28 protein-coding genes are annotated in these 25,720 nt (G+C 64.6%); 16 read left to right on the top strand and 12 right to left on the bottom strand.

The features are described 5' to 3' along the window. The first annotated feature begins 68 nt into the window (after nucleotides 1–68). The 3 genes from rplS (at nucleotide 69) to ACSHT2_RS21490 (ending at nucleotide 2,482) form a co-directional block, all read left to right on the top strand. The gene (gene rplS, locus ACSHT2_RS21500) at nucleotides 69–452 is read left to right on the top strand and encodes a 50S ribosomal protein L19 (protein ID WP_024338835.1); all 384 of its coding nucleotides are present in this window, start codon (nucleotides 69–71) and stop codon (nucleotides 450–452) included. Nucleotides 453–774: 322 nt separating this feature from the next. After that, the gene (gene leuC, locus ACSHT2_RS21495; protein WP_440636394.1) at nucleotides 775–2,181 is read left to right on the top strand and encodes a 3-isopropylmalate dehydratase large subunit; all 1,407 of its coding nucleotides are present in this window, start codon (nucleotides 775–777) and stop codon (nucleotides 2,179–2,181) included. 91 nt (nucleotides 2,182–2,272) lie between these two features. Continuing rightward, nucleotides 2,273–2,482 (top strand): hypothetical protein, encoded by a 210-nt coding sequence (locus tag ACSHT2_RS21490; protein ID WP_440636392.1) that lies wholly within the window; start codon nucleotides 2,273–2,275, stop codon nucleotides 2,480–2,482. A 114-nt stretch (nucleotides 2,483–2,596) separates the two neighbouring features. Here the strand turns inward: ACSHT2_RS21490 and ACSHT2_RS21485 are convergent, their stop codons facing one another. Beyond that, nucleotides 2,597–3,160, bottom strand: a complete 564-nt coding sequence (locus ACSHT2_RS21485) for a hypothetical protein (RefSeq protein ID WP_440636390.1) — start codon at nucleotides 3,158–3,160, stop codon at nucleotides 2,597–2,599. Nucleotides 3,161–3,337: 177 nt separating this feature from the next. Between ACSHT2_RS21485 and ACSHT2_RS21480 the strand changes: the two genes are divergently transcribed. Then, entirely contained in the window at nucleotides 3,338–3,634 is a 297-nt protein-coding gene (locus tag ACSHT2_RS21480) for a DUF1330 domain-containing protein (RefSeq protein ID WP_440636388.1), read from the top strand. Nucleotides 3,635–3,956: 322 nt separating this feature from the next. Here ACSHT2_RS21480 and ACSHT2_RS21475 read toward each other — a convergent pair whose 3' ends face one another. Then, nucleotides 3,957–4,241: a hypothetical protein gene (locus ACSHT2_RS21475; RefSeq protein WP_440636386.1), complete on the bottom strand. Its 285-nt coding sequence runs from the start codon at nucleotides 4,239–4,241 to the stop codon at nucleotides 3,957–3,959. Between the two features lie 217 nt (nucleotides 4,242–4,458). Here ACSHT2_RS21475 and ACSHT2_RS21470 point away from each other — a divergent pair, with 217 nt between their 5' ends. The 4 genes from ACSHT2_RS21470 to ACSHT2_RS21455 all read left to right on the top strand — a co-directional run bounded on the left by ACSHT2_RS21470 (nucleotide 4,459) and on the right by ACSHT2_RS21455 (nucleotide 7,290). Then, nucleotides 4,459–4,857 (top strand): metallopeptidase family protein, encoded by a 399-nt coding sequence (locus tag ACSHT2_RS21470; RefSeq protein WP_440636384.1) that lies wholly within the window; start codon nucleotides 4,459–4,461, stop codon nucleotides 4,855–4,857. A gap of 253 nt (nucleotides 4,858–5,110) precedes the next feature. Continuing rightward, nucleotides 5,111–5,716 (top strand): 3-isopropylmalate dehydratase small subunit, encoded by a 606-nt coding sequence (gene leuD, locus ACSHT2_RS21465; protein WP_440636382.1) that lies wholly within the window; start codon nucleotides 5,111–5,113, stop codon nucleotides 5,714–5,716. A gap of 141 nt (nucleotides 5,717–5,857) precedes the next feature. Then, nucleotides 5,858–6,643 (top strand): hypothetical protein, encoded by a 786-nt coding sequence (locus ACSHT2_RS21460; protein ID WP_440636380.1) that lies wholly within the window; start codon nucleotides 5,858–5,860, stop codon nucleotides 6,641–6,643. A 227-nt stretch (nucleotides 6,644–6,870) separates the two neighbouring features. Next, nucleotides 6,871–7,290, top strand: a complete 420-nt coding sequence (locus ACSHT2_RS21455; RefSeq protein WP_271527874.1) for a DUF6455 family protein — start codon at nucleotides 6,871–6,873, stop codon at nucleotides 7,288–7,290. A gap of 18 nt (nucleotides 7,291–7,308) precedes the next feature. Here the strand turns inward: ACSHT2_RS21455 and ACSHT2_RS21450 are convergent, their stop codons facing one another. Beyond that, a complete protein-coding gene (locus ACSHT2_RS21450; RefSeq protein WP_440636378.1) occupies nucleotides 7,309–8,790 on the bottom strand; it encodes a tetratricopeptide repeat protein in 1,482 nt (493 codons plus the stop codon). A gap of 189 nt (nucleotides 8,791–8,979) precedes the next feature. Then, entirely contained in the window at nucleotides 8,980–9,861 is an 882-nt protein-coding gene (locus tag ACSHT2_RS21445; RefSeq protein ID WP_440636376.1) for an HpcH/HpaI aldolase/citrate lyase family protein, read from the bottom strand. Between the two features lie 103 nt (nucleotides 9,862–9,964). Between ACSHT2_RS21445 and ACSHT2_RS21440 the strand changes: the two genes are divergently transcribed. Continuing rightward, a complete protein-coding gene (locus ACSHT2_RS21440) occupies nucleotides 9,965–10,603 on the top strand; it encodes a carbonic anhydrase (protein ID WP_440636374.1) in 639 nt (212 codons plus the stop codon). A 62-nt stretch (nucleotides 10,604–10,665) separates the two neighbouring features. On the opposite strand, the gene ACSHT2_RS21435 is transcribed toward ACSHT2_RS21440, so the two are convergent. Next, nucleotides 10,666–11,700, bottom strand: coding sequence for an aspartate-semialdehyde dehydrogenase (locus ACSHT2_RS21435; protein WP_440636372.1), 1,035 nt, complete (start codon nucleotides 11,698–11,700; stop codon nucleotides 10,666–10,668). Between the two features lie 116 nt (nucleotides 11,701–11,816). Between ACSHT2_RS21435 and ACSHT2_RS21430 the strand changes: the two genes are divergently transcribed. Continuing rightward, the gene (locus tag ACSHT2_RS21430) at nucleotides 11,817–12,611 is read left to right on the top strand and encodes a hypothetical protein (protein ID WP_440636370.1); all 795 of its coding nucleotides are present in this window, start codon (nucleotides 11,817–11,819) and stop codon (nucleotides 12,609–12,611) included. A 156-nt stretch (nucleotides 12,612–12,767) separates the two neighbouring features. Beyond that, a complete protein-coding gene (locus tag ACSHT2_RS21425) occupies nucleotides 12,768–13,154 on the top strand; it encodes a hypothetical protein (protein WP_440642895.1) in 387 nt (128 codons plus the stop codon). A gap of 70 nt (nucleotides 13,155–13,224) precedes the next feature. Here ACSHT2_RS21425 and ACSHT2_RS21420 read toward each other — a convergent pair whose 3' ends face one another. Beyond that, the gene (locus ACSHT2_RS21420) at nucleotides 13,225–13,863 is read right to left on the bottom strand and encodes a DapH/DapD/GlmU-related protein (protein ID WP_440636369.1); all 639 of its coding nucleotides are present in this window, start codon (nucleotides 13,861–13,863) and stop codon (nucleotides 13,225–13,227) included. 132 nt (nucleotides 13,864–13,995) lie between these two features. Further along, nucleotides 13,996–15,108 carry a 3-isopropylmalate dehydrogenase gene (gene leuB, locus ACSHT2_RS21415; protein WP_440636367.1) on the bottom strand — a complete coding sequence of 371 codons (1,113 nt, stop codon included), beginning with the start codon at nucleotides 15,106–15,108 and terminating at the stop codon, nucleotides 13,996–13,998. Nucleotides 15,109–15,335: 227 nt separating this feature from the next. On the opposite strand from leuB, the gene ACSHT2_RS21410 reads away from it, so the two are divergent. Then, nucleotides 15,336–16,544, top strand: a complete 1,209-nt coding sequence (locus tag ACSHT2_RS21410) for a YbfB/YjiJ family MFS transporter (RefSeq protein ID WP_440636365.1) — start codon at nucleotides 15,336–15,338, stop codon at nucleotides 16,542–16,544. Nucleotides 16,545–16,597: 53 nt separating this feature from the next. Here the strand turns inward: ACSHT2_RS21410 and ACSHT2_RS21405 are convergent, their stop codons facing one another. The 4 genes from ACSHT2_RS21405 to ACSHT2_RS21390 form a co-directional block, all read right to left on the bottom strand. Then, the gene (locus ACSHT2_RS21405) at nucleotides 16,598–17,380 is read right to left on the bottom strand and encodes a molybdopterin-binding protein (RefSeq protein WP_440636363.1); all 783 of its coding nucleotides are present in this window, start codon (nucleotides 17,378–17,380) and stop codon (nucleotides 16,598–16,600) included. 10 nt (nucleotides 17,381–17,390) lie between these two features. Beyond that, on the bottom strand, nucleotides 17,391–18,020 hold the full coding sequence (locus tag ACSHT2_RS21400) for a cytochrome b/b6 domain-containing protein (RefSeq protein ID WP_440636361.1): 630 nt from the start codon (nucleotides 18,018–18,020) through the stop codon (nucleotides 17,391–17,393). 183 nt (nucleotides 18,021–18,203) lie between these two features. Further along, complete coding sequence (locus tag ACSHT2_RS21395) at nucleotides 18,204–18,758, bottom strand: fasciclin domain-containing protein (protein ID WP_440636359.1); 555 nt, start codon at nucleotides 18,756–18,758, stop codon at nucleotides 18,204–18,206. 260 nt (nucleotides 18,759–19,018) lie between these two features. Next, nucleotides 19,019–19,780: an SDR family oxidoreductase gene (locus ACSHT2_RS21390; protein ID WP_370117454.1), complete on the bottom strand. Its 762-nt coding sequence runs from the start codon at nucleotides 19,778–19,780 to the stop codon at nucleotides 19,019–19,021. Between the two features lie 86 nt (nucleotides 19,781–19,866). Between ACSHT2_RS21390 and ACSHT2_RS21385 the strand changes: the two genes are divergently transcribed. Continuing rightward, entirely contained in the window at nucleotides 19,867–21,396 is a 1,530-nt protein-coding gene (locus ACSHT2_RS21385; RefSeq protein ID WP_440636358.1) for a malonate--CoA ligase, read from the top strand. Nucleotides 21,397–21,617: 221 nt separating this feature from the next. On the opposite strand, the gene ACSHT2_RS21380 is transcribed toward ACSHT2_RS21385, so the two are convergent. Then, entirely contained in the window at nucleotides 21,618–22,478 is an 861-nt protein-coding gene (locus tag ACSHT2_RS21380; RefSeq protein ID WP_440636356.1) for a sulfite exporter TauE/SafE family protein, read from the bottom strand. A 520-nt stretch (nucleotides 22,479–22,998) separates the two neighbouring features. Here ACSHT2_RS21380 and sdhC point away from each other — a divergent pair. The 3 genes from sdhC to sdhA are packed head-to-tail and all read left to right on the top strand — an operon-like array spanning nucleotide 22,999 to nucleotide 25,649. Continuing rightward, the gene (gene sdhC, locus ACSHT2_RS21375) at nucleotides 22,999–23,397 is read left to right on the top strand and encodes a succinate dehydrogenase, cytochrome b556 subunit (protein ID WP_319330687.1); all 399 of its coding nucleotides are present in this window, start codon (nucleotides 22,999–23,001) and stop codon (nucleotides 23,395–23,397) included. 38 nt (nucleotides 23,398–23,435) lie between these two features. Then, on the top strand, nucleotides 23,436–23,810 hold the full coding sequence (gene sdhD, locus ACSHT2_RS21370; protein WP_440642894.1) for a succinate dehydrogenase, hydrophobic membrane anchor protein: 375 nt from the start codon (nucleotides 23,436–23,438) through the stop codon (nucleotides 23,808–23,810). A 3-nt stretch (nucleotides 23,811–23,813) separates the two neighbouring features. Then, a complete protein-coding gene (gene sdhA / locus ACSHT2_RS21365) occupies nucleotides 23,814–25,649 on the top strand; it encodes a succinate dehydrogenase flavoprotein subunit (protein ID WP_319330685.1) in 1,836 nt (611 codons plus the stop codon). Nucleotides 25,650–25,720: the final 71 nt, after the last annotated feature.

The following is a 25,720-nucleotide window of genomic DNA, read 5'->3' as shown; positions in this document are numbered from 1 at the left end:
AATAGCTGGATCGACGAATTTCGCGCAGCCCCCGATCTGCGGCTGGGCGCGCCGATGGAGATTTACCCATGAACCTGATCAAGCAGCTCGAGCAAGAGCAATTCGACAAGCTGTCCGCCGGCAAGACCATTCCGGAATTCGGTCCCGGCGACACCGTGATCGTCAACGTGAAGGTCGTCGAAGGCGACCGCACTCGCGTGCAGGCCTATGAAGGCGTCTGCATCGGCCGCTCCGGCGGCGGCCTCAACGAGAGCTTCACCGTCCGCAAGATCTCCTATGGCGAGGGCGTCGAGCGCGTGTTCCCGGTGATGTCGCCGATGATCGACTCGATCAAGGTGGTGCGCCGCGGCAAGGTGCGTCGCGCCAAGCTCTATTACCTCCGCAACCTCCGCGGCAAGTCGGCCCGCATCGTCGAGAAGACTGAGCACGCCAAGGCCGCCGTCAACGAGTAAGCTCCGCTTACAGACGAGTTTCGAAGAGCGCGGGCAGAACCCCGCGCTTTTTTGTTGCGTCAGCCGTGCGCGTCAAAGCTCTCGCGCTTCCAATTCGGCCTGCTATATATCTCTGGAATGTTTCCAGATCTGACCAGACCCTCGTCCGTCAAGCGCATCGTCATCGACGATCGCTCGCGGTTGCCTGGCCGGTTCTTCGGACGCTTCGTGACCTCGGCAACGTCAGAGCTTACGCGCGCAGCCTAAAAGCTGCGCTGACGATTTTGTTGCCCGCGCGCCATCCGCGCTCATCGCTGACACACATTCTCCGGAGCTTAAGCTCATGTCCAAGCCGACCACATTGTACGACAAGATCTGGAACGACCACCTGGTGCACGAAGCCGAGGACGGCACCTGCCTGCTCTACATCGACCGCCACCTGGTGCATGAGGTGACCTCGCCGCAGGCGTTCGAAGGCCTGCGCGCAACGGGACGCAAGGTGCATGCGCCCGAGAAGACGCTCGCCGTCGTCGACCACAACGTGCCGACCACCGACCGCACCAAACCGAATCCCGACCCTGAGAGCATCGAGCAGATCAAGGCGCTGGCCGAGAACGCCAGGGAATTCGGCGTCGAATATTACAACGAGTTCGACAAGCGCCAGGGCATCGTCCACGTCATCGGTCCCGAGCAGGGCTTTACGCTGCCCGGCACCACCATCGTCTGCGGTGACAGCCACACCTCGACGCATGGCGCGTTCGGCGCGCTCGCGCACGGCATCGGCACCTCCGAGGTCGAGCACGTGCTGGCGACGCAGACGCTGATCCAGAAGAAGGCGAAGAACATGCGCGTCACCGTCGACGGCAAATTGCCTGACGGCGTGACCGGCAAGGACATCATCCTCGCCATCATCGGCGAGATCGGCACCGCCGGCGGCACCGGCTACGTGCTGGAATATGCCGGCGAGGCGATCCGCGCGCTCTCGATGGAAGGCCGCATGACGGTCTGCAACATGTCGATCGAAGGCGGCGCCCGCGCCGGTCTCGTCGCGCCCGACCAGAAGGCCTACGACTTCCTGCGCGACCGGCCGAAGGCGCCGAAGGGCGCGGCCTGGGACGCGGCGATGCGCTATTGGGAGACACTGCGCTCCGACGAAGGCGCGCATTTCGACCACGAGCTGCGCCTCGATGCGGCAAAGCTGCCGCCGATCGTGACCTGGGGCACCTCGCCTGAAGACGTCATCTCGATCAGCGGCATCGTGCCCGATCCCGACAAGATCGCGGACGAGGCCAAGCGCATCTCCAAGCATCGCGCGCTGAAATACATGGGCCTGACCGCGGGAACGAAGATCACCGACATCAAGCTCGACCGCGTCTTCATCGGCTCCTGCACCAACGGCCGCATCGAGGACCTGCGTGCGGCAGCGAAGATTGCCGAAGGCAAGACCGTTTCATCGAACGTCAGCGCCATGGTCGTGCCGGGCTCCGGCATCGTGAAGGAACAGGCGGAAGCCGAGGGTCTCGACAAGATCTTCATCAAGGCCGGCTTCGAATGGCGCGAGCCGGGCTGCTCGATGTGCCTTGCCATGAATCCGGACAAGCTGAAGCCGGAAGAGCGCTGCGCCTCGACCTCGAACCGCAACTTCGAGGGCCGCCAGGGCTTCAAGGGCCGCACGCATCTGGTCTCGCCGGCCATGGCGGCGGCAGCAGCGATCGCCGGTCACTTCGTCGATGTCAGGGACTGGCGGTAAGCCAGTTCCTGCAATTGTAGTGATCGCGGCAAACCGCCGTTAATCGGCGGCGACGACAGTGTCCTCGCGACCGTTCGCGAGGACACGCCTCATGGCCAACAAGCCGGAATATGTCGATCTGATCAGCGAGGCGACGCGCCAGCACCGGCGGCGCGCAACGCCGCTGCGCATCGTCGCCAAGCCCGAGGTCGAGGAAACCTCGCGCCTCAGCCGCTGGCCGCCGGCGATGTTCAGGCAGTGGAAGCTCGAGAACCTGATGCGCTGGAAGTCGGCGTCGTGGAAGCTGAAGGACTGGCTCTGAGTTAGAGCGCCATTATCCGCCGTCATTCCGGAGCGCCCGAAGGGCGAATCCGGAATCTCGAGATTCCGGGTCTGGCGCTTGCGCGCCATCCCGGAATGACGGCTCTAGCTCACGTCACCAATAGCGGTACGGATAGCGCCAGCGGGGCCAATGGCAGACGCGGCGCGGGCCGTAGTAAGTCCAGACGATCCGGCAGCGGCGCGGGTATTGGTAGTAGGGATAATACCCGCCAACATAATAGCGCCGGTGGAAGTGTCGATAACCGTAGTGCGGGCGATGATGGCCCCAGTGACGATGGTAGCCGCCATATCCACCGTGCCGAAAGCCACCATAGCGATAGCCTCCGACATGGCTGTGACGAAAGGCCGGCGCGGCGCGGAAGCCGCCGATATGGCCACCACGAAATCCACCGCCGCGGAAACCGCCGATATGTCGCCCGCCACCATGGAAGCCGCCGCCGCGGAAACCTCCGCCGTGAAAGCCGCCACCATGTCCGCCGTGGCGAACCTGCGTGACGAGGTTGTCGGCCGCAGCCTTCGTCGCGGGTGACGTCGCCGGATTGATCAAGGTGAGTGCTTCGGCGCGACGCGCGGTGCCGGCCGACAGCATCAGCGTCGCGGCGGCCGCAAGCCCGAGCAAGCGCATCGGGCTCGTCCCGAGGCCGAACATTCTCAGCATGGAATCCTCCCTGAATCCGGACAGCAGGGCTGCGTCGCGACGTCTCGGCCGCGCCGTTGCTGTTCAAGTGCGGTCGCTCCCTCGGGTAAACTGAGGAGAGCGAGGTGAACGCGCCATGAATGAACGACACTGCGCTCCGCGGTGCGACGCAGTGCCGCGAGGCAAGGAGTTTTGCAGATGACTGTCTACGCCATTGCGCAATTGAAGATGACGGACCGCGCGGCCTATGACCGCTATCAGGCGCGGTTCTTCGACGTGTTCAGGAAGCACAACGGACGGCTGCTCGCCGCCGACGAACATCCGCGCGTGCTCGAAGGCGCATGGCCGCACGACAAGCTGGTCATGATGTCGTTTCCCGACGAGGCCGCGTTCCTCGCCTTCTCGAACTCGCCGGAGTACGACGACATCTCGCATGATCGCAAAGTCGGCGCGCAGGCGACCGTGCTGCTGGTAAGGGGCTTCACGCCCGGTTAGAGCGGCGCCTCACCAGAAGGGTCCGTAGCTGAACACGAAAGGTGCGGGCACGCCGTAAGGATATGGACGGTAGTAGACGGGCCGCGCATAGTAGCGTGGATCACGGCGCGCCGCAGGCCGCACGATGTCACGGCTTCGCGCGTGTCGGCGCGCATCGAAAACCGCGATTCCCGCCGAGGCCTCCGGTATCGTCGCCCTTTGCGCAGCTGAAGCGCGAGGCAGGCCGGCGGCAAGCGCGACGGCAACGGCCAATGCGATCCATCTCGCCATCACGACCCTCACGAGGCCACCGCGCTGTTCGCTGGCGCGGGCATTGAACTGGTCAGCCCCGGCGCCAGTAGCAGCTCACGCGCGGCACGATCACGGTGCCGCTCGGCCGGTACTCCTGCACATAGGTGGCGCTGCAAACGCGGACTGCGTCGGGACCCGGATTGTAGCGGGGATAGACACCGTCCGGGCTGTAATAGGGCGTGACGCGCAAGCGCGCCGGGGGCCGCTTGCGTGGCGGGGGAATGTCGTCAGGTGGAATCGCCTGGGCGAGGCGGATCCCGGGGCCGGCGGTCTGGGCTTCCGCGCTGCCGACGGAGAACTGCGAAAACAACCCCATGCACAGTAGAGTCAGCGCTGTTTTTGCTCGCATTTTTCCGCCCACCTGAAACGTCCCATTGACGGCCTCACGCTCCCCGTTTTGGCGGCGCCCGTCAACCTCGCCGCGCTTATAAAGCCGGATGCATCGCCGCGGAACGGGCTCTGGATTCGATTTGACGCGCTTTCTTCACGCGAAGCGGTATCCATTTCGCTCCAAAACGCTTTAGAAGAAGCCCATGTGGACGGAATTGAAAGCGCCCTCGCTGGCCGAGATGGAAGCGATGGCTCACGATGTGTTCGAGCGCCTGCCGGCGTCGTTTCGCAAGCTCTGTGAGGGCGTGATCGTCCGCGTTGACGACTTCCCGACCGAGGAGGTCCTGGACGAGATGGAGTGCGAGAGCGAGTTCGACCTGCTCGGGCTGTTCCAGGGCGTCGGCCTGCCCCAGCAGAGTTTTGGCGACGTGGCGCGGCTGCCCAACATGGTCTGGCTCTACCGCCGGCCGATCCTGGATTACTGGGCCGAGCACGACGAAAGCCTCGGCCATATCGTCCGCCATGTCCTGATCCACGAGATCGGCCACCATTTCGGCCTCTCCGACGACGATATGGCCGCGATCGAGGCACGGGCGGAGTAGGAATCGTCGAGGGAGGTGCGCTCCCTCCCCCGCTTGCGGGGGAGGGTTGGGGAGAGGGTGTCTCCGCAACGGGACAATCCCCTAGAGGAGAGAACCCTCACCCCAGCCCTCTCCCGCGCGCGGGAGAGGGAGCCGCACCTCCTCCGTGGCTAGATCCTGCCCAGCAGACGAGACCTGCCGATTTCGGCCTAGGATTCCCGCCCCGATCGCGATAAATACCCGTTCCCCTAGACCCATCCGGGAAAGCGCAACCATGGACAAGTTCACCACGCTGGAAGGCGTCGCGGCGCCGCTGAAGATCATCAATGTCGACACCGACATGATCATTCCGAAGCAGTACCTCAAGACCATCAAGCGCACCGGCCTTGGCAAGGGGCTCTTCTCCGAGCAGCGCTACAAGGACGACGGCAGCGAGAACCCCGATTTCGTCCTCAACCAGCCCGCCTATCGCAATGCGAAGGTGCTGGTGGCCGGCGACAATTTCGGCTGCGGCTCGAGCCGCGAGCACGCGCCCTGGGCGCTGCTCGACTTCGGCATCCGCTGCGTGATCTCGACCTCGTTCGGCGACATCTTCTACAACAACTGCTTCAAGAACGGCATTCTGCCGATCCGCGTTGCCCAAGAAGACCTCGACAAGCTGTTCGACGACGCCGAGCGCGGCGCCAACGCGACCCTGACGATCGACCTGCCGAACCAGGAGATCCGCGGCCCCGACGGCGGCAAGGTCAAGTTCGAGATCGATCCGTTCCGCAAGCACTGCCTGATCAACGGCCTCGACGACATCGGCCTCACCATGGAGAAGAAGGCGTCGATCGACAGCTACGAGGAAAAGCTCAAGCGCGAGCGCGCCTGGGCCTGATCTCATATTCCTTGAGCGTGATCTTTCCGGAAAACCGCCGCGCACTTTTCCGGATCATGCTCTGGTTTTCGCTCGAGCCCCGGTGCGTCATCCGCGCCGGGGCTTTTTCTTTGCTCCAGATATCCCGTATAGCTTTTCCTCATGCTGCCCGAGATCGTCACCTTCTGGCATGGCCCGATGGACGCGCTGCGCCAGACCTGTCTGCGCTCGCAGCTCGCTGCGGGCCACAAGGTCACGGTCTACAGCTTTGATCCCATTCCCCGCCTGCCGGCTGGCGTCGAGAATGCCGAGGCCGAGGCGATCCTGCCGCACGCGTTCTCGGAACGGCTGCGGCCGCCGCAGCCGGACGGCAGCTGGCGCGACTGGACCACGCTGCAGTTCAGCGACTTTTTCCGCATGAAACTGATGGCGAAGAATCTCGGGCTCTGGCTCGATGCCGACGTGCTGCTCCTGAAACCCATCGAGATCGATCCGGCAAAGCCCTACTTCGCCTGGGAGCGGCGGCGCCAGCTCGGCAATTCCGTGATCTATCTTCCACCCGGGCACGGCATCGTGCGCGCGTTCGAGGAGCTGATGGAGCAGGAGGAGCTGACGCCGAACTGGCTTTCGCTGCGCCACCGCATCACATTCATCATGCGCCGCCTGCGCGGCGGATCGAGCCGCCTCTCGGATATTCGCGTCGCGATCTATGGCCCCGCCGCGCTGACCGCGCTCGCGCGTCGCACCGGTGAATTGCAGAACGCACTCCCGAAGCAGTCGTTCTACGCCGTGCATGCCGAGCCAAAACTTTTCTTCGATCCATCGAGCTATCTCGGCCTCGTCACCAGCCCCGAGATCATCGGCCTGCACATCTCGCCCAAGGGCCGCGGCGGCGAAAAGCCGATTGCAGGCAGCCTCTATGCGTGGGCGGCGGAGCGGTTCGGCTGAGGGCGTTCCCGTGTCCCGGACGCGGTGCAGCGCGTAGCGGTGCGCCGCAGAGCCGGGACCCAGAGATGCGGCGATGGGTCCCGGCTCTGCGCAGCAGCGTTTCACGCAGCAGCGCGTCCGGGACACGAGACCGCCTTTCACAACACGTCCAGTTTGATCCAGCGCAACGCGCTCCTGCACCATTGTGCTTAATTCGCTCCAATTCCGACGTCTGAATGGAGCTTTCCATGAGCACCGCAAGCAAGCCTTATCCCATCGTTCAGGACCTCATCGAGTCCTTTGCGAACTGGCTGAAGCATCGCCGCGAGATGAACGAGATGCGGCAGCTCGATCGCGCCGATTTCGACCGGATCGCGAATGATCTCCGGATCGCGCCCGATGATCTCGAAGAGCTGGTCCGTCACGGCCGGCACGCCGCCGACGAACTCCCGAAGATGCTGGAGCAGCTCGGCATCAGCGCGGAGCGGCTCGGGCGGGCGCAGCCCCTGCTGCTGCGCGACATGGAGCGGACCTGCTCGCTCTGCGGTCACAAGGGACAGTGCGACCGAGATCTCGCCGACGGCACCGCCGCGGAGAACTATCACGGCTATTGCGCCAACGCCTCGACGCTGGAGTCGCTCGATCGCGCCGACCTCGCGCCGCGCTGAGTTGCACCTCGCGCGAGGTCACTTGCCAGCCACGAAATAGAAGTCCTGCCGTCCGGAGATCGAGCCGTAGCTGAACGGCTTTTGCCTGCGGCCGGTCGCTTCCATGACATCGTCGCGAACGAAGTCGAACAGCCTGCGGACTTCGAGGCCCGGCGTCGGAAGATTCTTGACGAAGGCAGTCGCGAACGGACTGTTGGTCCCGTCACCGTCGAGCGCGGTCTCGCCGTCCTTGGCGGCGTAGACCACCAGCGTGCCCGCCTCCGGCTCGACCGGGGCGAGGCCTCGCGACACCGAACGCGACGCCACCGTCATCGTGCGCTTCATTTGGGCCGCGAACGGATTGTCGCGGCAGGCATCGAGGATGACGAGGCGCAGCTTTCTGGCGCGCTCTGCCGCATTGAGAACCTGATCGACCGGCACGGCTTCGAATCCGATCTCGCGATCCGCGGCGATCTTCGCGTCCGTCGGAATGAGATAATTGACGCCGCCGACCTCCATGCCGTGTCCGGCATAATACACGACCGCCCAATCCGCCGTTTCCGCACGTGCAGCGAACTCGCGCAAGGCATTCACCAACGCATCCTTGCGGAGATTGGTCAGCAGAGTCACGGCTTCGAACCCGGTGAGTCTCAGCACGTCAGCGACGAGGCTCGCGTCGCGGACGGGGTTCGGCAGGGCGGCGACGTTTTCATAAGCAGAATTGCCGATGACGAGGGCAATGCGACGTTCGCTGCTCGACATCTCAGGCGCCACGACCGCCGGAGCGACGCTGCTTTTCTCGACCAAGACCGTTGCTGGTCGCGGCGAAGGCAAGACAGCAAGCCGCTCGCGCGCCTTGTCCTGTGCCCATCGTGTGGCGCCATGGGTCAATCCGAGCGTGGCGTTGAAGTCGGCCCTCGCTTTGGCGAAATCGCCGCGCTTCTCGTAGGCCAGCCCGCGATTGACATAGGCGTTCGCATAGGTGGGATCCACGCGTATCGTTTCAGTATAGTCCGCAATGGCACGGTCGGTGTCGCCCTTGTTGCCGTAGGCGTTTCCGCGATTGAAATACGCGTTTGCGTTCGTCGGCTGCAGGCGGATCGCTTCGGCATAATCGGCAATGGCCCGGTCGGTATTGCCCTTGTTGCTGTAGGCGTTGCCTCGGTTGTAGTAGGCGTTCGCATACGCGGGATCGATCCGGATCGTCGCCGTGTAATCCGCTATCGCACGGTCCGTGTCGCCTTTGTTGCTGTAGGCGTTGCCCCGGTTGTAATACGCATTCGCATGCGCTGGATCGAGCCGGATCGTCGCCGTGTAGTCGGCTATGGCGCGGTCCGTATCGCCCCTGGCGGCGTAAGCATTCCCTCGGTTGTAGTACGCATTCGCGTCCTTGGGATCTCGCCGTATTTGCTCGGAGGCGGCGGCAATGGCGGGGTTCGCGTCGCCTTTGACGCGGTCAATAGCGGCCGCGGGGCCAGCGAGGGCAAGAATGACACAGCAATAGAATAATCTGCGAAGCATGCGAAAGCCCACTCGCCATATCGGGGACGGGAAGCAGTATTCAAACGACGCAAATCTATCGGAGCAACGAGCCGGACTGTGTGATCTAAATTACAGGAAATGCCGGCGCACCATGCCAGCGGCATTTGCGGCCTATCGACACTGACGGGAAATCCGCGCCAGGCGGATATCCGGCGAGAGGAGCCCTCCTCAGCCCTTCCCCATCGCGGCGATCGCGTCCGCGATCTCGATGGTGCGCCGGGCCATGTCGGCGTGCAGGCGTTCCACCATGGCGCCATCGAGGCGGATCGCGCCGCGCGAGGCGTTCTCGGGCAGCTCGAACGCAGCAATGATCTTTCGGGCGCGCGCGACTTCCTCGTCGGGCGGCGTGAAGATCGCGTTGCAGGCGTCGATCTGCGAGGGGTGGATCAGCGTCTTGCCGTCGAAGCCGAGATCGCGGGCTTGCGCGCATTCGGTGGCGAAACCGTCGGAATTGGCAATGTCGCTGTAGGGGCCGTCGAGGATTTCGAGGCCGTGGGCGCGCGTCGCCAGGATGCAATGGGTGATCATCGGGATCATCGCGGCGCGGCCCGGCAGCATCCGGATCCGCGTCTCGCGCGAGATATCGTTCGGGCCGAACACGAAGCCGGAGAGGCGCCTCGATGGATCGCGCCCGGCGGCGGCCAGCTCCTCGGCGTGCAGCACCGCGCGCGCGGTCTCGATCATGGCCCAGACCTTCACGGTCGGTGCAGCACCGAGATCGGCGAGGCGGCGGCCGATGGCGTCGAGATCCTCGACGCTTGAAACTTTTGGAACCAGGATGCCGTCCGGCGATGCCTTGGCGGCCATCGCGACGTCATCGGCCCACCAGGGCGTGTCGAGGCCGTTGGTCCGGATCAAAATCTCGCGCTTGCCAAAACCCTTGGCCGCGATCGCGGCGGCGATGCCGTCACGCGCCACCGCCTTGGCCTCGGGGGCGACCGAGTCTTCCAGATCGAGGATCAGGCCGTCGGCGGCAAGATTGCGCGCCTTCTCCAGCGCGCGGGGATTGGAGCCGGGCATGAACAGATGGCTGCGGCGCGGGCGGGTCATGCAAGCGTTCCTTCCTCGTCAGTATTCTGACCTCAGCCGATAGCACTTGGCCTGCCCATTCGAAAGGCTTGTTCACCCCAGCGGTCTATGATTAGGCATAGGTATGATGACATTCCCGAAGCATTTGCTGGAAGGCTACAAGGCCTTCGCCACCCAGCGGCTGCCGACCGAGCAGACCCGCTATCGCGAGCTGTCGGTGATGGGCCAGTCGCCGGAAGTGATGGTGATCGGCTGCTGCGACAGCCGCGTCTCGCCGGAGGTGATCTTCGACGTCGGCCCCGGCGAATTGTTCGTCGTCCGCAACATCGCCAACCTCGTGCCGGTGTATCAGCCCGACGGCACCGCCCACGGTGTCTCGGCCGCGCTGGAATATGCCGTGACGGTGCTGAAGGTGAAGCACATCGTGGTGCTTGGCCACGCGCAATGCGGCGGCATCCGCGCCTTCGTCGACAAGATCGAGCCGCTCACGCCCGGCGACTTCATCGGCAAATGGATGCAGATGTTCATCAAGCCGGGCGAAGTGGTCGAGCAGCGCGAGCACGAGAGCATGGCGCAGTTCGTCGAGCGCATCGAGAAAGCCGCCGTGTTCCGCAGCCTGGAAAACCTGATGACCTTCCCGTTCGTGCGCAAGGCGGTGGAGAGCGGCCAGATGCAGACGCACGGCGCCTATTTCGGCGTCGCGGAGGGATCGCTGTTCGTGCTGGACAAGGCGACGAAGGAATTCAAGAACGCGCGCGAATAGCGAATGGCGAGTAGCGAATAGGAAACTCCATTCGCCATTCGCTACTCCCTATTCGCCACCTCTCACGCCGCCTTCTTCTTCGCGCTGATCAGCTTGCGGTTGATCAGCACTTCGGCGATCTGGATCGCGTTGAGTGCGGCGCCCTTGCGCAGATTATCGGACACGCACCAGAGCACGAGGCCGTTCTCCACCGTCGCGTCCTCGCGGATGCGGCTGATGTAAGTCGCGTCCTCGCCGGCCGCTTCATAGGGCGTCGCGTAGCCTCCGGGCTCCTGCTTGTCGATGACGAGACAGCCGGGCGCCTTGCGCAGGATCTCGCGGGCTTCGTCCGCGCTGATCGGATTCTCGAACTCGATGTTGACGGCCTCGGAGTGGCCGACGAACACAGGCACGCGCACGCAGGTGGCGGAGAGCTTGATCTTGGGATCAAGAATCTTCTTGGTCTCCATCATCATCTTCCACTCTTCCTTGGTGTAGCCGTCCTCCATGAAGACGTCGATGTGAGGGATGACGTTGAAGGCGATGCGCGCGGGAAACTTCTTATTGACGATCTCGCTGTTGGTGTAGACGGCCTTGGTCTGCGAGAACAGTTCGTCCATCGCGTCCTTGCCGGCGCCCGACACCGATTGATAGGTCGAGACCACGACGCGCTTGATCGTGGCCTTGTCGTGCAGCGGCTTGAGCGCGACCACGAGCTGCGCGGTCGAGCAGTTCGGGTTGGCGATGATGTTCTTCTTCTTGAAGCCTTCGGTCGCAGCCGCGTTCACCTCCGGCACGATCAGCGGCACATCCGGATCCATGCGCCAGGCCGAGGAATTGTCGATCACGACAGTGCCGGCGGCGCCGATCTTCGGCGACCATTCCTTCGACACCGCGCCGCCCGCCGACATCAGGCAGATGTCGACGTCGGAGAAGTCGTAGTGCTCGAGCGCTTTGACCTTCAGGGTACGGTCGCCATAGGAGACCTCGACGCCGACGCTGCGGCGCGACGCCAGTGCCACGACCTCGTCCGCGGGGAATTTACGCTCATCCAGGATGTTGAGCATTTCCCGTCCGACATTGCCGGTCGCGCCGACGACTGCGACTTTGTAACCCATCGTTCACTCTCCGATGAAAAAGCCCGTTCCTGAAGCTGACGCTTAAACAGGAAGAGCAGCGCTTCTATGCGAGAACCGGCCTCAAGACAACGTGGGACCATGCCTGAAGGCCGTGGATGCAGTCGCCTGAGGCCAGCACGGCCGTTAGCCCTACCCGAACCGCCATCCAGCTGGCGCTGCTGGCCTTCGCCGACGAGGTCGTCGGCACGCTGGCGCGCCTGATCGCCTATGTGGGGACGCTCGCCCTGTTTGCCATCCTCGCCCTCGCGGCGCTGGGCCAGCTGCCCGATCTGCGCGACGACGAGCCGGCCGAGAAACCCGGCTGGAGCGTGGCCGGCCGTTCGCACCCGGCCTTCGCCGTCAGCCGGCCAGATTCCTCAGAGAAAACAGTCTCTTATACCATCCTCCGGCACCCCGAAGGCGGCCGCAGGGACGTGCTGCGCTGGACCGATGACGCGGGCAAGCCCGTGGCCGGGCTCGAAATCTACCGCCAAGGCGCCGAATTCGACGTGACACGTCCGGCGACCGCGGACCTCGCCGCCCAGATGGGTTTGGGCGCGGCCACCGCGCTCGAGCAGGCCGGCCTGATCGGCACCAAATTCGGCCCCGTCGCCCTGTTCCGGCCAACCGGCACAGCGGAAGGTGCGCAGGGGTGCCTCGGCTACCTCAAGCGCAGTGAGGAACCGGCGCTGCAGATCTCCGGATTCTTCTGCCGGGGCGGCAGCCTGCCCGCCCGGCGCGCGGCGATCGCCTGCACGCTGAACCGGCTGACGCTGCTGGCCTCGGGCAACGAGCCCAGGCTGGCGGAGTTGTTCGCCCATGCGGAGCTGAAGCGCGGCGGCTGCGATCCCGCGGGCTCGGCGGACTGGCTGCTCGGCGCCGCGAATGCGCAATTGCGCGGAGCGCTTTGATCAGCATCAAGCTCAAGTGGCTGGTTTGCATGCAACTTTTGCCAGTGCGCACGATTATTCCCCGCTGGTGTGACCCAATTGACCTAGTTGCGGTCACCCCCGCCGGGCTAGTATGCGATGAAATCGACTGGCGGCGTGCCGCCTGAAGGGGACGTGATGAGCTCGAAATTTTCTGCCGCGAACAAATTGGCGACCTGGCTTGCGGCGGGCGCCGCAATTGCCATCGCGTTCGCGACTCCGGCCTCGGCCGACACCAAGACCAAGCAGCGCTATGACGATCGCGGTCGGCCCATCTACGGCCCGAGCGGCCCCAACGCCGTCTATCAGCAGGGCCGCACCCGCATCTATGTGAGCAAGCGCTCCTGGCTGGATGGCGGCACCGAGGTCAATCCGGGCGACCGCAAGTTCACCGACTACGCCTTCCCGCCGGCCGTTGGCTATCCGTCCTTCGCCCGCGAGAATCTCAACCGCCCGATCGATCGCCAGCCGCTCTCGCCGCCAGCCGATGTCGGCGGCTACCCGCAGAACTTCCCGCTGTACTGAGCGGACGATCTTTTGGAATTGAATGGCCGGGCTCGCGCCCGGCCTTTTCGTTTCGTCTGATGCATCCGCCTTACGCGTTGGCTGCCGGGTCGTAGCGCCGGCAAAACTCCTCGATCGCCTCGGAGCGGAAATCACTGAGGCGCTCGAAGATGAGCTCATCCGGCCAGTCCCACCAAGCGATGCGCCGCAGGCTCTCGGCCACGGTATCAGAGAAGCGCTTGCGGATAGGACGGGCAGGAACGCCGCCGACGATGGTGTAGGGCGGGACGTTGCGGCTGACGACTGCGCCGGCGGCAATCACCGCGCCGTCGCCGACCGTGACGCCCGGCAGCAGGATGGCGGCATGGCCGATCCAGACATCGTTGCCGACGACGACGCGGTCGCCGCGGCGGCCTGCGAAGAAATCGCGGTCGCGCGTCGCGCTCGCCTCGTAATATTCGGGGCAATAGGTGAAGCGATGCTGGGATGGCCGGCCCATCGGATGGTTCGGCGCGCCGATCCGCACCGAGTTGGCGATGGCCGTGAACTTGCCGATCAACGCGTCGGCGACGTCGCAATTCTCGCCCAGATAGGAGTAGTCGCCGAGCGAGGCATATTCGATGCGCGTGTTGGCGAGCACCTCGCAATGGCGCCCGATCTGCGCCTCGCGCAGGCGCACCGTTTCATGGACGATGGTTTCCGCGATCTTGGGTCGGGAAGAGGCATCCATGAGGCGGGCTCCGAGAGCAGGTGCCGTAGGGTTGGCAAAGGCGCTTGCGCCGAGCCCACCATCGTCCGGCAATGGCTATGGAAGTGGTGGGCACGCCATGCTTTGCCCACCCTGCGATTGCGGTGCTTGCCGTCAGGCGTGCAGCTTCTGCAATTCCTTCAGGATCGCTTCGCCCATCTGCGTGGTCGAGGCGGACGTGGTGCCTTCCGACTTGATGTCGGCGGTGCGCAGGCCGCTGGCGAGCACCGCGGCGATCGCAGCATCGACCTTGTCGGCGAGATCGCCCATGTCGAAGGAATAGCGCAGCGCCATGCCGAAGGACGAGATCATCGCGATCGGATTGGCGAGGCCCTTGCCGGCGATATCAGGGGCCGAGCCGTGCACGGGCTCGTACAGCGCCTTGCGCTTCTTGGTCTTGACGTCGACCTCGCCGAGCGAAGCCGAGGGCAGCATGCCAAGCGATCCCGTCAGCATCGCCGCGATGTCGGAGAGCATGTCGCCGAACAGGTTGTCGGTGACGATGACGTCGAACTGCTTCGGCCATTTCACCAGCATCATGCCGCCGGAATCGGCGAGCTGATGCTCGAGCGTGACATCGGGGTATTCGCGCTTGTGGACCTGGGTCATGACCTCGTTCCAGAGCACGCCCGACTTCATGACGTTGCGCTTCTCCATCGAGGTCACCTTGTTCTTGCGCTTCCTGGCAAGCTCGAAGGCGACGCGGCCGATGCGCTCGATCTCATAGGTGTCGTAGACCTGGGTATCGATGGCGCGCTTCTGGCCGTTGCCGAGATCGGTGATGGTCTTGGGCTCGCCGAAATAGACGCCGCCGGTGAGCTCGCGCACGATCATGATGTCGAGCCCCTCGACCGCCTCGCGCTTCAGGCTCGAAGCATCGGCGAGCGCCGGGTAGCACACGGCGGGACGCAGGTTGGCGAACAGGGCGAGATCCTTGCGCAGGCGGAGCAGGCCGGCTTCGGGGCGCACCTCGTACGGAACCGCATCCCATTTCGGGCCGCCGACCGCGCCGAAGATCACGGCGTCGGCGTCTTTCGCCTTGGCCATGTCGCCCTCGGAGATCGAGACCTTGTGGGCGTCATAGGCGGAGCCGCCGACGAGGCCGGTGTCGGTCTCGAACTTGGCGATCCCGGCCGCATTGAGCCAGTCGATCAGCCGCTTCACCTCGCCCATCACCTCGGGGCCGATACCGTCGCCGGGGAGCAGCAGCAGTTTGTGGGTCGCCATGGTCGTTCTTCCTCCGTTTCGTCATGGCCGGGCTTGTCCCGGCCATCCACGTCCTGGCTTGCGGCGCGAAGAACGTGGATGCCCGGCACAAGGCCGGGCATGACGGCATCTCGTGAATTTCGGCCGGAGTGCTAGAGCGGCGTTGCGCGCTTGGCAAGACACCATTGCCGCCTCGCCGCTGTGCAAGACAGGCAGGGCCTGCCACAGTGCGGGCGCCGGAGTACCCCTTGCACGCCCCTGAGAGCCCCTCGCCCAACCCGCATCTTGCGCGGCTGATCCTGACCCTGTCGCTGGCGGCGACGGTCGGGCTCGGCATCGGCCGCTTTGCCTATGCGCTGGTGCTGCCCGACATGCGGGAGGACCTCGGCTGGTCCTACTCGGCCGCCGGTTTCATGAACACGATCAACGCCGTCGGCTATCTCGTGGGCGCGCTGGTGGCGTCCCGGCTGATCCAGCGCATCGGCTGGTCCGCGGCGATCCGCGGCGGGACCCTGGCCTGCCTCGCCGCGCTCGCGACGTGCGCGCTATCGGGCAATTTCGTCGCGCTGAGCCTTGCCCGTCTCGTGCTCGGCCTGGGCGCGGCGGTCGGCTTCGTCGCTGGCGGCGCGCTGGCCGCGACCATTGCCCAGTCGCGCCCGGAGCGCGCCAATTTCCTGCTGAGCCTGTTCTACGCCGGGCCCGGCATCGGCATTCTCGCCTCGGGGCTGATCGCTCCGTTCACGCTGCAATATTTCGGGCCGGGCTCGTGGTGGATCGTGTGGTGGGCGCTGACGCTGCTGTCGGTCGCGATGACGATCCCGCTGTTCCTGATCCGCATCGAGAGCGGCGTCCGCTTCTCGGAAGGCAGCCACGCCTCGTTCGCGATCCTCCCCGTGCTGATCTACCTCGCCGGCTACTTCCTGTTCGGCGCGGGCTATATCGCCTACATGACCTTCATGATCGCCTATGTGCGCGACGGCGGCGGCGGGGCCGCGGCGCAGGCAGCGTTCTGGAGCCTGATCGGGCTGAGCGCCTTCGTCACACCCTGGGCCTGGCGCGGCGTGCTGGCGCTGGACCGCGGCGGGCTTGCCACCGCCATCATCCTCGGCACCAACGCATTAGGTGCCGCCTTGCCGATGCTCGGACATTCGCCGGCCTGGCTCGCGGTGTCGGCCGTCGTGTTCGGCGTCGCCTTCTTCGCCGTGGTCGGCTCGACCACCGCCTTCGTGCGCTTCAACTATCCACCCGAGGTGTGGCCGACCGCGATCGCCGCGATGACGATCTCGTTCGGCGTCGGCCAGACGCTCGGGCCGATCGCGGTCGGCGCGATCACGGATGCGCTGGGCAGCCTGAGCTACGCGCTGAACGTGTCGGCGGCGTTGCTGGCGCTGGGGGCCGTGGCGGCGCTGTGCCAGAGGAAGGTGGGGCCAGAAGGGCGAATAGCGAATAGCGAATAGCGGGCGGCTTCACTGCTTCCCTATTTGCTACTCCCCATTCGCTATTCGCCCTCTCAGCTCCCGCTGAACGAATTGTAGCCCTGGTCTTCCCAATAGCCGCCCTTGTAGTCGTTGGTGACCTCCATCGAGATCACGTATTTCGGATTCTTGAAGCCGAGCTTGGTGGGCACGCGGATCTTCATCGGGAAACCGTAGGCGCGCGGCAAGATCTCGTTTGCATATTTGAACGTCATCTGGGTCTGCGGATGCAGCGCGCTGCGCATGTCGAGCGGTGAGTTGTAGCCATCCTTGTCGGCGCACTGGAACCAGACATATTGAGCGCGGGTGTCTGCGCCGATCAGCTTCAGGAAATCGCGCAAGGGCGTGCCGGTCCAACTGCCGATCGCGCTCCAGCCCTCCACGCAGATGTGGCGGGTGATCTGCGTGACCTGCGGCAATTGATAGAGCTCATCCAGCGTCCAGGACTTCTTGTTGTCGACGAGACCGCGCACTTCGAGCTTCCAGTCGGCGCCATCGATGTCGGGCGCGTCGTCGAGATCGTAATAGGCGTTGAACGGAAACGGCTTCGTGATCGCGCTCTCGGGAAAGGTCGGCGCCAGCGCGTCCGGATTGAACATCCAGGCCTGCACGGCGTCGTTGAACTTCGAGACCTTGGCGAGCATGGTTTCGGCCGAGGACGAGTCGACGACGTCGCAGCCGGTGAGCAGCGTCAGCGCCCCGAGACTGGCACCGCCCGCGATGAAGCGGCGGCGGGTGACATCGGGCATCGTCTTGAGGGAGTCCTTGATCAGGAGCCGCTTGTCGACGCCGGGAATCAGGAATGAGCGCTTTGCCATAGTCTCCTCCTCAGCGACCGATGATCATGGCGCGCAGGCTCTTCGGCACCAGCAGCGCGAGCAGAACGTGAATGACGAGGAACGCGCAGATCGCGGCCATGCAGAAGAAGTGCACGTAGCGCGCGGTCGGATAGTCGCCGAACAGCATCACGAGATAATAGAGCTGCACCGGCTTCCACATGCCAAGTCCGGAGAGCACGATCAGCACGCCGACCACGATGATGCCGGCATAGAGCAGCCGCTGCACGTAATTGTAGACGGTGAGGTCGTCATGGCCGAGCTTGAAGGTCAGCGCCGCCCTGACGTCGTGCAGCACGCCGGACGGCGTGATCGGCAGCAGCTTCCTGCGGAAGCGGCCGGTGGCGAAGCCGGTGACGAGATAGGCGAGACCGTTGATCATCAACAGCCACATCGCCGCGAAGTGCCAGAGCAGGCCGCCGCCGAGCCAGCCGCCGAGCGTATATTCGCGCGGGAAGCTGAAGCCGAACAGCGGTGAGGCATTGTAGATCTGCCAGCCCGACAGAATCATCAGGATCATGGCAAGCGCGTTGACCCAGTGCATGACCCGCACCCAGGCTGGCTGGATCACTTTGGCCGGGGTGGCCCTGACCTGCTCGTCGGTGACTGTGAGGCTCGCCATGCTGGTTCCGTCCTGAAGATCGTCTGACGGTAATTATACGCCGAAGTTTCCGCTTTCGTTACGCCCTGTCCGGCATCGAATCGATACCGCGAGCTTATCGTGGTCACAAAAAAGCGAGCCGGGCACCCCCGGCTCGCCGTCTCGAAGCACCCTGTTCGGGGGATGAAACAGGATCGCGCGGTGTTACGTCGCCGGCATCAGCACGGTGTCGACCACATGGATCACACCGTTCGACTGGTTGACGTTGGAGATCGTCACCATCGAGGTGCCGCCCTTGGCATCGACGATCCAGACCTTGCCGTCCTGCTTCTTCACGGTCAGTTCCTCGCCCTCGGCGGTCTTCAGCTTCTTGCCGTCGGTGAGATCGGAGGCTTCGAGCTTGCCCGGCACGACGTGATAGGTGAGGATCCTGGTCAGCGTCGCCTTGTTCTCGGGCTTGACCAGATTGTCGACGGTGCCGGCCGGCAGTTTGCCGAAGGCGGCGTTGGTCGGCGCGAACACCGTGAACGGACCCTTGCTTTCCAGCGTCGGCACCAGGCCCGCCGCCTTCACCGCCGCCACCAGCGTGGTGTGGTCCTTCGAGTTGACCGCATTCTGCACGATGTTCTTCGACGGGAACATCGCGGCGCCGCCGACCATGACGGTCTTATCTCCGGCGCGGACAGGCGCGACCACGGTCGCGGTGATGGCCAGGGCGCTGAAGGCGGCGGCAGCGAGATAGGCAATGCGCTTCGACATGGAGATCTCCCGATTGGATTGTAACCGGCGTGGCCGGCGTTGAGTTGGCAACAACGGTGCTTGCGGCCCTTTGGCGTGAAGCAGCAGCGCCGTCGTTGGCCGAGCTACGGGAGGGTTTGCGATGTGGTTTCGGGAGATAATTTATCGTGATGCGTGAAACTAAACGCCGAGATGTTCGTGGGGGGGCTTCCACACCGTCATTGCGAGGAGCGAAGCCACGAAGCTTCGCTCGCAATAACGAACTCGCGGCTACGCCCGGGCTAATCCCTATTGTTCGGCGTCTGGATGAAGCCGCGATTGTGCGTCGGGCTGATCAGGAGCTCGTTGATGCAGACACGCGGCGGCATGCTGGCGATGAAGGCGATGGTGCGGCCGAGATCCTCGGGTTGCAGCATCTTCGCCTGCTCCTCCTCGCTCGGCACCACCGGGCGCAGCTTCAGGATCGGGGTCGCCACCTCGCCCGGCATCAGGCAGCAGGCGCGCAGGCCGTTCACGCATTCGTCCATGTTGAAGGAATGGGTCAGCGCCAGCACCGCGTGCTTGGTCGTGGTGTAGGCCGGACCCGGCATCTTCGAGACGTGGCGGCCGGCCCAGGACGAGACGTTGATGATCGAGCCGTCCTGCTGCTTTCGCATCGTCGGCAGCACCGCGCGCATGCAATAGAGCACGCCGTTGAGATTGACCTGGACCAGCTTGTCCCAGCCCTCCAGTTCCATGTCCTTCCAGCTCCGCTTGGGGACATTGATGCCGGCGTTGTTGACCAGGAGGTCGATGCGGCCGTGCTTTGCGACGATCTGATCGGCCGCCTTCTGCGCCTCGGCCGCGTTGGAGACGTCGAGCGCGATGGCCTCGGCCGCTCCGCCCGCCCCGCTGATCCTGGCAACCACGGTATCCAGGGCATCCTTGCGGCGGCCCGAGACCACCACCGTCCAGCCGTCGGCCGCCAACGCCTCGGCGCCGGCTTCCCCGATCCCGCTGCCACCGCCCGTGACCCAGGCCACGCGTTTCCCGTTTTTTGACATGCAAACTGTCTCCGTTGCTTCTGCGGGGCGGTTTTTGCTAATCCAGCCCTCGGTTTTGACCGGCCACTGCCGGCGAGGAATGTTGCATGAACCAAGCTGCCGACGCCAACCTGTTTTCCCGCCTGTTCGACGGCCTGGACGACCCGAAGCGGCTCGCGATCGAGACGCATGACGGCACTCGTATCAGCTATGGCGATCTGATCGCGCGTGCGGGCCAGATGGCGAACGTGCTGGTCGCCCGCGGCGTGAAGCCCGGCGACCGCGTCGCGGTGCAGGTGGAAAAGTCGGTCGCCAATATCGTGCTGTATCTCGGCACGGTGCGGGCCGGCGCGGTCTATCTGCCGCTCAACACCGCCTATACGCTGAACGAGCTCGATTACTTCATCGGCGACGCCGAGCCGTCGCTCGTGGTCTGCGATCCCTCCAAGGCAGAAGGCCTCTTCCCCATTGCCGCCAAGGTGAAGGCCAAGGTCGAGACGCTCGGGCCCGATGGCAAGGGCTCGCTGACGGAGGCCGCCGACAAGGCGAGCAGCGTGTTCACCACGGTGCCGCGCGAAAACGACGATCTCGCCGCGATCCTCTACACCTCGGGCACCACCGGCCGCTCCAAGGGCGCGATGCTGACGCACGACAATCTCGCATCGAATTCGCTGAGCCTCGTCGACTACTGGCGCTTCACAGACAAGGACGTGCTGATCCACGCGCTGCCGATCTATCATACGCACGGCCTGTTCGTGGCGACCAACGTAACGCTGTTCGCACGCGCCTCGATGATCTTCCTGCCGAAGCTCGATCCGGATCTGATCATCAAGCTGATGGCGCGCGCGACCGTGCTGATGGGCGTGCCGACCTTCTACACGCGGCTCCTGCAGAATCCCGCGCTATCGCACGAGACGACCAAGCACATGCGGCTGTTCATCTCGGGCTCGGCGCCGCTGCTCGCCGACACCCATCGCGAATGGTCGGCGCGCACGGGCCATGCGGTGCTCGAGCGCTACGGCATGACCGAAACCAACATGAACACGTCGAACCCCTATGACGGCGAGCGTGTGCCCGGCGCGGTCGGTTTTCCCCTTCCCGGCGTCTCCGTGCGCGTCACCGATCCTGAGACCGGCAAGGAATTGCCGCGCGAAGAGATCGGCATGATCGAGGTGAAGGGCCCGAACGTGTTCAGGGGTTATTGGCGCATGCCGGAGAAGACCAAGGCCGAATTCCGGCCCGACGGCTTCTTCATCACCGGCGATCTCGGCAAGATCGACGGCAAGGGCTGCGTCCACATTCTCGGCCGCGGCAAGGATCTCGTGATCTCCGGCGGCTTCAACGTCTACCCCAAGGAGATCGAGAGCGAGATCGACGCAATGCCGGGCGTGGTCGAATCCGCCGTGATCGGCGTGCCGCATGCCGATTTCGGCGAGGGCGTCACGGCGGTTCTGGTCTGCAACAAGGGCGCCGATGTCAACGAAGCTTCGGTGCTCAACGCGCTCGACGGACGACTCGCCAAGTTCAAGATGCCCAAGCGCGTCTTCGTCGTCGACGAGCTGCCGCGCAACACGATGGGCAAGGTGCAGAAGAACGTGCTGCGCGATACGTACAAGGATATCTACGCGAAGAAGTGAGGCGCTTTAGCCACCATGCACACTGTCATGCTCCGGCTTGCCGCCTTCGCTGACGCTTCGGCGCGCCGAGCAACTCCGTGGGCCTCGGCGGAGCCGGGACCGGGGCATCCAGTGCGCCGCAGCCTCTCGGCTGAATCACTGCCGTCTCTGGAATACTGGATCGCCCGATCAAGGTCGGGCGATGACAGCGGAAAATGAGGCGAGCGCTCGGCCTCAAGCGCTCACTGCCCGCCCACCAGGCTCAGCACAAACCGGCTGCCGACGATAAACAAGTAACACCCGAACGCGGTTTCCAGCGTCCGTTTCGACATTGCATGCGCGGCTCGCACGCCGAGCGGTGCTGTCACGAGACTCATCGGCATCACCAGCACGGCACCGATCAGCGAGACGTAGCCGAGCGCGAAGGGAATTTGCAGCGCCGCGACGGCCGGATAGTTCGCCGCCGCCGGCCAGCCGGCATAGATGTAGCCGAGCGCGCCGGGAATCGAGATCAGTACCGCGAGCGCCGACGAGGTCGCGACGGCCTGATGGATCGGACGGCCGTAGAACGTCATCAGGAGATTCGAGAACAGGCCACCTCCGATGCCCATCAAGGTCGACAAGATGCCGACGCAGAAGCCGTAGACGCGCATCAATGGGCCCTTCGGCAGATCGTCGCCGAGCGTCCAGGTCTCGCGCGCGAAGATCAGCCGGACCGCGGCTGACCAGGCGACCGCCACGAACACGATCTTGAACAGCCGCTCCGGCGCGTAGCGCGCGATCACGCTGCCGGCGAGGACGCCGATCACGATCGGCAGCCACCAGACGCGCAGGATCGTCATGTCGACGGCCCCGCGCTTGTAATGCGCCTGGAACGAGCGGATCGAGGTCGGGATGATCACCGCGAGCGAGGTGCCGACGCACAGGGGCATCCGCACCTCGAGCGGCACGCCGGCGATGCGGAAGCATTCGTAGAACACCGGCACGAGGATCGCGCCGCCGCCGATGCCGAACACGCCGGCCAGAAATCCCGAGAGCGCGCCGGTTGCGATCAGCAGCAGCGCAAGCTCGACGATTTCCTTGATATCAAGACCTGCAATCACCCCCGACCTGCCCCGCCAACTGCCGCAGTTCCTCCGAGGCATCGGCTCGGATCTGGCTCCGCACAAAGCTGTAGGCGATCTGCTTGGTGTGGTCGACGCCGGGGCAGCCCGGCGGAGGTGGAATGCGAGTTGCGCATATCGGCCGTTCGCGCGCCATGACGCCGTTGAGCTGCGCCCGAGATTCCGTCCCAGGGAATGAGCTGCAGCCTGCGCGGATGGTAGGCTAGCCGGAACCGCCGATGGCAAATCGGTGGGTTAGAGGCGTTCCAATAGTGATTTCAATGCGCCCCGCCGCCCCGCAGAAGGAGTGGATTTAAATTCGATTCTTGTCTGGCGGACTGGCGGCCTGGTATACCAAGGCCCGGATTGGCCTTGTTTCATCAAGGCCATAGAGCTGAACCCAAGTTCGATTTATGGCGATTTGGTGATTGCGCAGGCCAAATCGACTCCGTAAATAGAGCCGACCTTTCGCGATCCCCGCGCGCCCATGCTGGGCCGCAACAAACATCAAAAGCCGCCCATGACCGCACGGATCGAACGACCGCTTTCGCCGCACATACAAGTCTACCGCTGGACGTTGACGATGGCCCTCTCCATCGTCCACCGCGCCACCGGCATCGCCCTTTACCTCGGAACTCTGCTGCTGGCCTGGTGGCTGATCGCAGCGGCGTCCGGCCCGACCGCCTATGCCCACGTCCAGGCCTTCACCGGCAGCATCATCGGCCGCCTGATCGTGTTCGGCTACACCTGGGCGCTGATGCACCATATGTTGAGCGGCATCCGGCACTTCGTGTGGGACCTCGGCTACGGCTTCAAGCCCAATGAGCGCGAAGCGCTGACCTGGGGCGCGCTGATCGGCGGCATCGTGCTGACGGTGCTGGTCTGGATCATCGCCTATGCAGTCGGAGGCGGACGATGAGCTACAGCGAATCCCACGGTTCTCCGAAGCCGCCCTCCATGCGCACCCCGCTCGGCCGCGTCCGCAATCTCGGCGCGGCACATTCCGGCACCTCCGATTTCTGGCGCCAGCGCATCACCGGCGTCGCCATGACGCTGCTGATGATTCCGGTCGTGGTCATCGTGATGATGCTGCTCGGCCGCAACCAGGCCGGCGCCGCGCAGATCCTCGGCTCGCTGCCCATCGCGGTGATTCTCCTGCTCTTCATCGCCGCCAGTGCCTGGCACATGAAGATCGGGATGCAGGTGGTGATCGAGGACTACATCCATAACGAGAAGCTGAAGCTCACCGCGATCATGCTCAACAACTTCTTCTCGATCGCCGTGGCACTCGCCTCGACCTACGCGATCCTGAAACTTTCCTCCGGAGTGTAACCCATGGCCGCCACAACGAATGGCACGGGCAACGGCGCTCCCGCCACCAACGGCAAAGCCTATCCGATCGAAGACCACACCTATGACGTCGTCGTGGTCGGCGCCGGCGGCGCGGGCCTGCGCGCGGTGGTCGGCTGCAGCGAAGCCGGACTGCGCACCGCCTGCATCACAAAAGTGTTTCCGACCCGCTCGCACACGGTCGCGGCGCAGGGCGGCATCTCCGCCTCGCTCGGCAACATGCACAAGGACGACTGGCGCTGGCACATGTACGACACCGTGAAGGGGTCGGACTGGCTGGGCGATCAGGACGCGATCGAATACATGGTGCGCAACGCGCCCGAGGCGGTCTACGAGCTCGAGCATTGGGGCGTGCCGTTCTCCCGCACCGAGGACGGCAAGATCTACCAGCGCCCGTTCGGCGGCATGACCCTGGACTACGGCAAAGGCCAGGCGCAGCGCACCTGCGCCGCCGCCGACCGCACCGGCCACGCGATGCTGCACACGATGTACGGCCAGTCGCTGCGCCACGCGGCCGAGTTCTTCATCGAATTCTTCGCCATCGACCTGATCATGGACGACCAGGGCACCTGCCGCGGCGTCATCGCGCTGAAGCTCGACGACGGCACGCTGCACCGCTTCCGCGCCCAGACCACCATTCTTGCAACAGGCGGCTACGGCCGCGCCTACGCCTCCTGCACTTCGGCCCATACCTGCACCGGCGACGGCGGCGGCATGGCGCTGCGCGCCGGTCTGCCCCTCCAGGACATGGAGTTCGTGCAGTTCCACCCGACCGGCATCTACGGCGCGGGCTGTCTCGTCACCGAAGGCGCGCGCGGCGAAGGCGGCTATCTCGTCAATTCCGAGGGCGAGCGCTTCATGGAGCGCTATGCGCCGTCGGCCAAGGACCTCGCCTCGCGCGACGTCGTCTCGCGCGCGATGACCATCGAGATCCGCGAGGGACGCGGCGTCGGCAAGAAGAAGGACCACATCTTCCTGCATCTCGACCACCTCGATCCCGCCGTGCTGGCCGAGCGCCTGCCGGGTATCTCGGAATCGGCAAAGATCTTCGCCAACGTCGACGTGACCCGCGAGCCGATCCCGATCGTGCCGACCACGCACTACAACATGGGCGGCATCCCGACGAACTATCACGGCGAGGTGCTGACCAAGAAGGACGGTGACGACAATGCCGTGGTCCCCGGCCTGATGGCACTGGGCGAGGCAGCCTGCGTTTCCGTGCACGGCGCCAACCGCCTCGGCTCCAACTCGCTGATCGACCTCGTCGTGTTTGGCCGCGCCGCTGCGCTGCGCTGCGCCGAGAAGCTGACGCCCAATGCCGAGCAGCCGGAGCTGCCGGCGAACTCGGCGGAGAAGGCGCTCGGCCGCCTCGACCGCTACCGCTACGCCGCCGGCGGCACTCCGACCGCGAAGCTGCGCGAGGGCATGCAGCACGTCATGCAGAACAATTGCGCGGTGTTCCGCACCGGCGAGGTTTTGAGCGAAGGCCAGAACCTGATCGCCAAGGTTCACTCGGGCATCACCGACATCGGCGTCTCCGATCGCTCGCTGGTGTGGAACTCGGACTTGGTCGAGACGCTCGAGTTCGACAATCTGATCTCGCAGGCGGTGGTGACGATGAACTCGGCCGCCAACCGCACCGAGAGCCGCGGCGCGCATGCCCGCGAGGACTTCTCCGAGCGCGACGACAAGAACTGGATGAAGCACACGCTGGCCTGGCTGGATGAGGCCGGCAAGGTCAGGATCGAGTACCGCCCGGTTCACGACTACACCATGACCAACGACGTGCAGTACATCCCGCCGAAGGCGCGCGTGTATTGATCATTGCTCGTCATGCGCGGGCTTGACCCGCGCATCCATCCTTCCAAAAGGGATGGATTGCCGGGTCAAGC

The organism is Bradyrhizobium sp. PUT101 (assembly GCF_052043945.1).
Taxonomy (GTDB): Bacteria; Pseudomonadota; Alphaproteobacteria; order Rhizobiales; family Xanthobacteraceae; genus Bradyrhizobium.
This window is presented reverse-complemented; position numbering and strand designations above follow the sequence as displayed.

Coding starts and splice junctions, on each gene's coding strand:
- leuB (WP_440636367.1), bottom strand. CDS start 15,108: ATGGCGACCCACAAACTGCTGCTGCTCCCCGGCGACGGTATCGGCCCC.
- ACSHT2_RS21445 (WP_440636376.1), bottom strand. CDS start 9,861: ATGACCCGCCCGCGCCGCAGCCATCTGTTCATGCCCGGCTCCAATCCC.
- ACSHT2_RS21405 (WP_440636363.1), bottom strand. CDS start 17,380: ATGGCAAAGCGCTCATTCCTGATTCCCGGCGTCGACAAGCGGCTCCTG.
- sdhD (WP_440642894.1), top strand. CDS start 23,436: ATGCGCACCCCGCTCGGCCGCGTCCGCAATCTCGGCGCGGCACATTCC.
- rplS (WP_024338835.1), top strand. CDS start 69: ATGAACCTGATCAAGCAGCTCGAGCAAGAGCAATTCGACAAGCTGTCC.
- ACSHT2_RS21440 (WP_440636374.1), top strand. CDS start 9,965: ATGATGACATTCCCGAAGCATTTGCTGGAAGGCTACAAGGCCTTCGCC.
- ACSHT2_RS21460 (WP_440636380.1), top strand. CDS start 5,858: ATGCTGCCCGAGATCGTCACCTTCTGGCATGGCCCGATGGACGCGCTG.
- leuC (WP_440636394.1), top strand. CDS start 775: ATGTCCAAGCCGACCACATTGTACGACAAGATCTGGAACGACCACCTG.
- sdhC (WP_319330687.1), top strand. CDS start 22,999: ATGACCGCACGGATCGAACGACCGCTTTCGCCGCACATACAAGTCTAC.
- ACSHT2_RS21490 (WP_440636392.1), top strand. CDS start 2,273: ATGGCCAACAAGCCGGAATATGTCGATCTGATCAGCGAGGCGACGCGC.
- ACSHT2_RS21430 (WP_440636370.1), top strand. CDS start 11,817: ATGCAGTCGCCTGAGGCCAGCACGGCCGTTAGCCCTACCCGAACCGCC.
- ACSHT2_RS21470 (WP_440636384.1), top strand. CDS start 4,459: ATGTGGACGGAATTGAAAGCGCCCTCGCTGGCCGAGATGGAAGCGATG.
- ACSHT2_RS21455 (WP_271527874.1), top strand. CDS start 6,871: ATGAGCACCGCAAGCAAGCCTTATCCCATCGTTCAGGACCTCATCGAG.
- sdhA (WP_319330685.1), top strand. CDS start 23,814: ATGGCCGCCACAACGAATGGCACGGGCAACGGCGCTCCCGCCACCAAC.
- ACSHT2_RS21435 (WP_440636372.1), bottom strand. CDS start 11,700: ATGGGTTACAAAGTCGCAGTCGTCGGCGCGACCGGCAATGTCGGACGG.
- ACSHT2_RS21425 (WP_440642895.1), top strand. CDS start 12,768: ATGAGCTCGAAATTTTCTGCCGCGAACAAATTGGCGACCTGGCTTGCG.
- ACSHT2_RS21475 (WP_440636386.1), bottom strand. CDS start 4,241: ATGGGGTTGTTTTCGCAGTTCTCCGTCGGCAGCGCGGAAGCCCAGACC.
- ACSHT2_RS21480 (WP_440636388.1), top strand. CDS start 3,338: ATGACTGTCTACGCCATTGCGCAATTGAAGATGACGGACCGCGCGGCC.
- ACSHT2_RS21385 (WP_440636358.1), top strand. CDS start 19,867: ATGAACCAAGCTGCCGACGCCAACCTGTTTTCCCGCCTGTTCGACGGC.
- ACSHT2_RS21395 (WP_440636359.1), bottom strand. CDS start 18,758: ATGTCGAAGCGCATTGCCTATCTCGCTGCCGCCGCCTTCAGCGCCCTG.
- ACSHT2_RS21400 (WP_440636361.1), bottom strand. CDS start 18,020: ATGGCGAGCCTCACAGTCACCGACGAGCAGGTCAGGGCCACCCCGGCC.
- ACSHT2_RS21420 (WP_440636369.1), bottom strand. CDS start 13,863: ATGGATGCCTCTTCCCGACCCAAGATCGCGGAAACCATCGTCCATGAA.
- ACSHT2_RS21485 (WP_440636390.1), bottom strand. CDS start 3,160: ATGCTGAGAATGTTCGGCCTCGGGACGAGCCCGATGCGCTTGCTCGGG.
- ACSHT2_RS21390 (WP_370117454.1), bottom strand. CDS start 19,780: ATGTCAAAAAACGGGAAACGCGTGGCCTGGGTCACGGGCGGTGGCAGC.
- leuD (WP_440636382.1), top strand. CDS start 5,111: ATGGACAAGTTCACCACGCTGGAAGGCGTCGCGGCGCCGCTGAAGATC.
- ACSHT2_RS21450 (WP_440636378.1), bottom strand. CDS start 8,790: ATGCTTCGCAGATTATTCTATTGCTGTGTCATTCTTGCCCTCGCTGGC.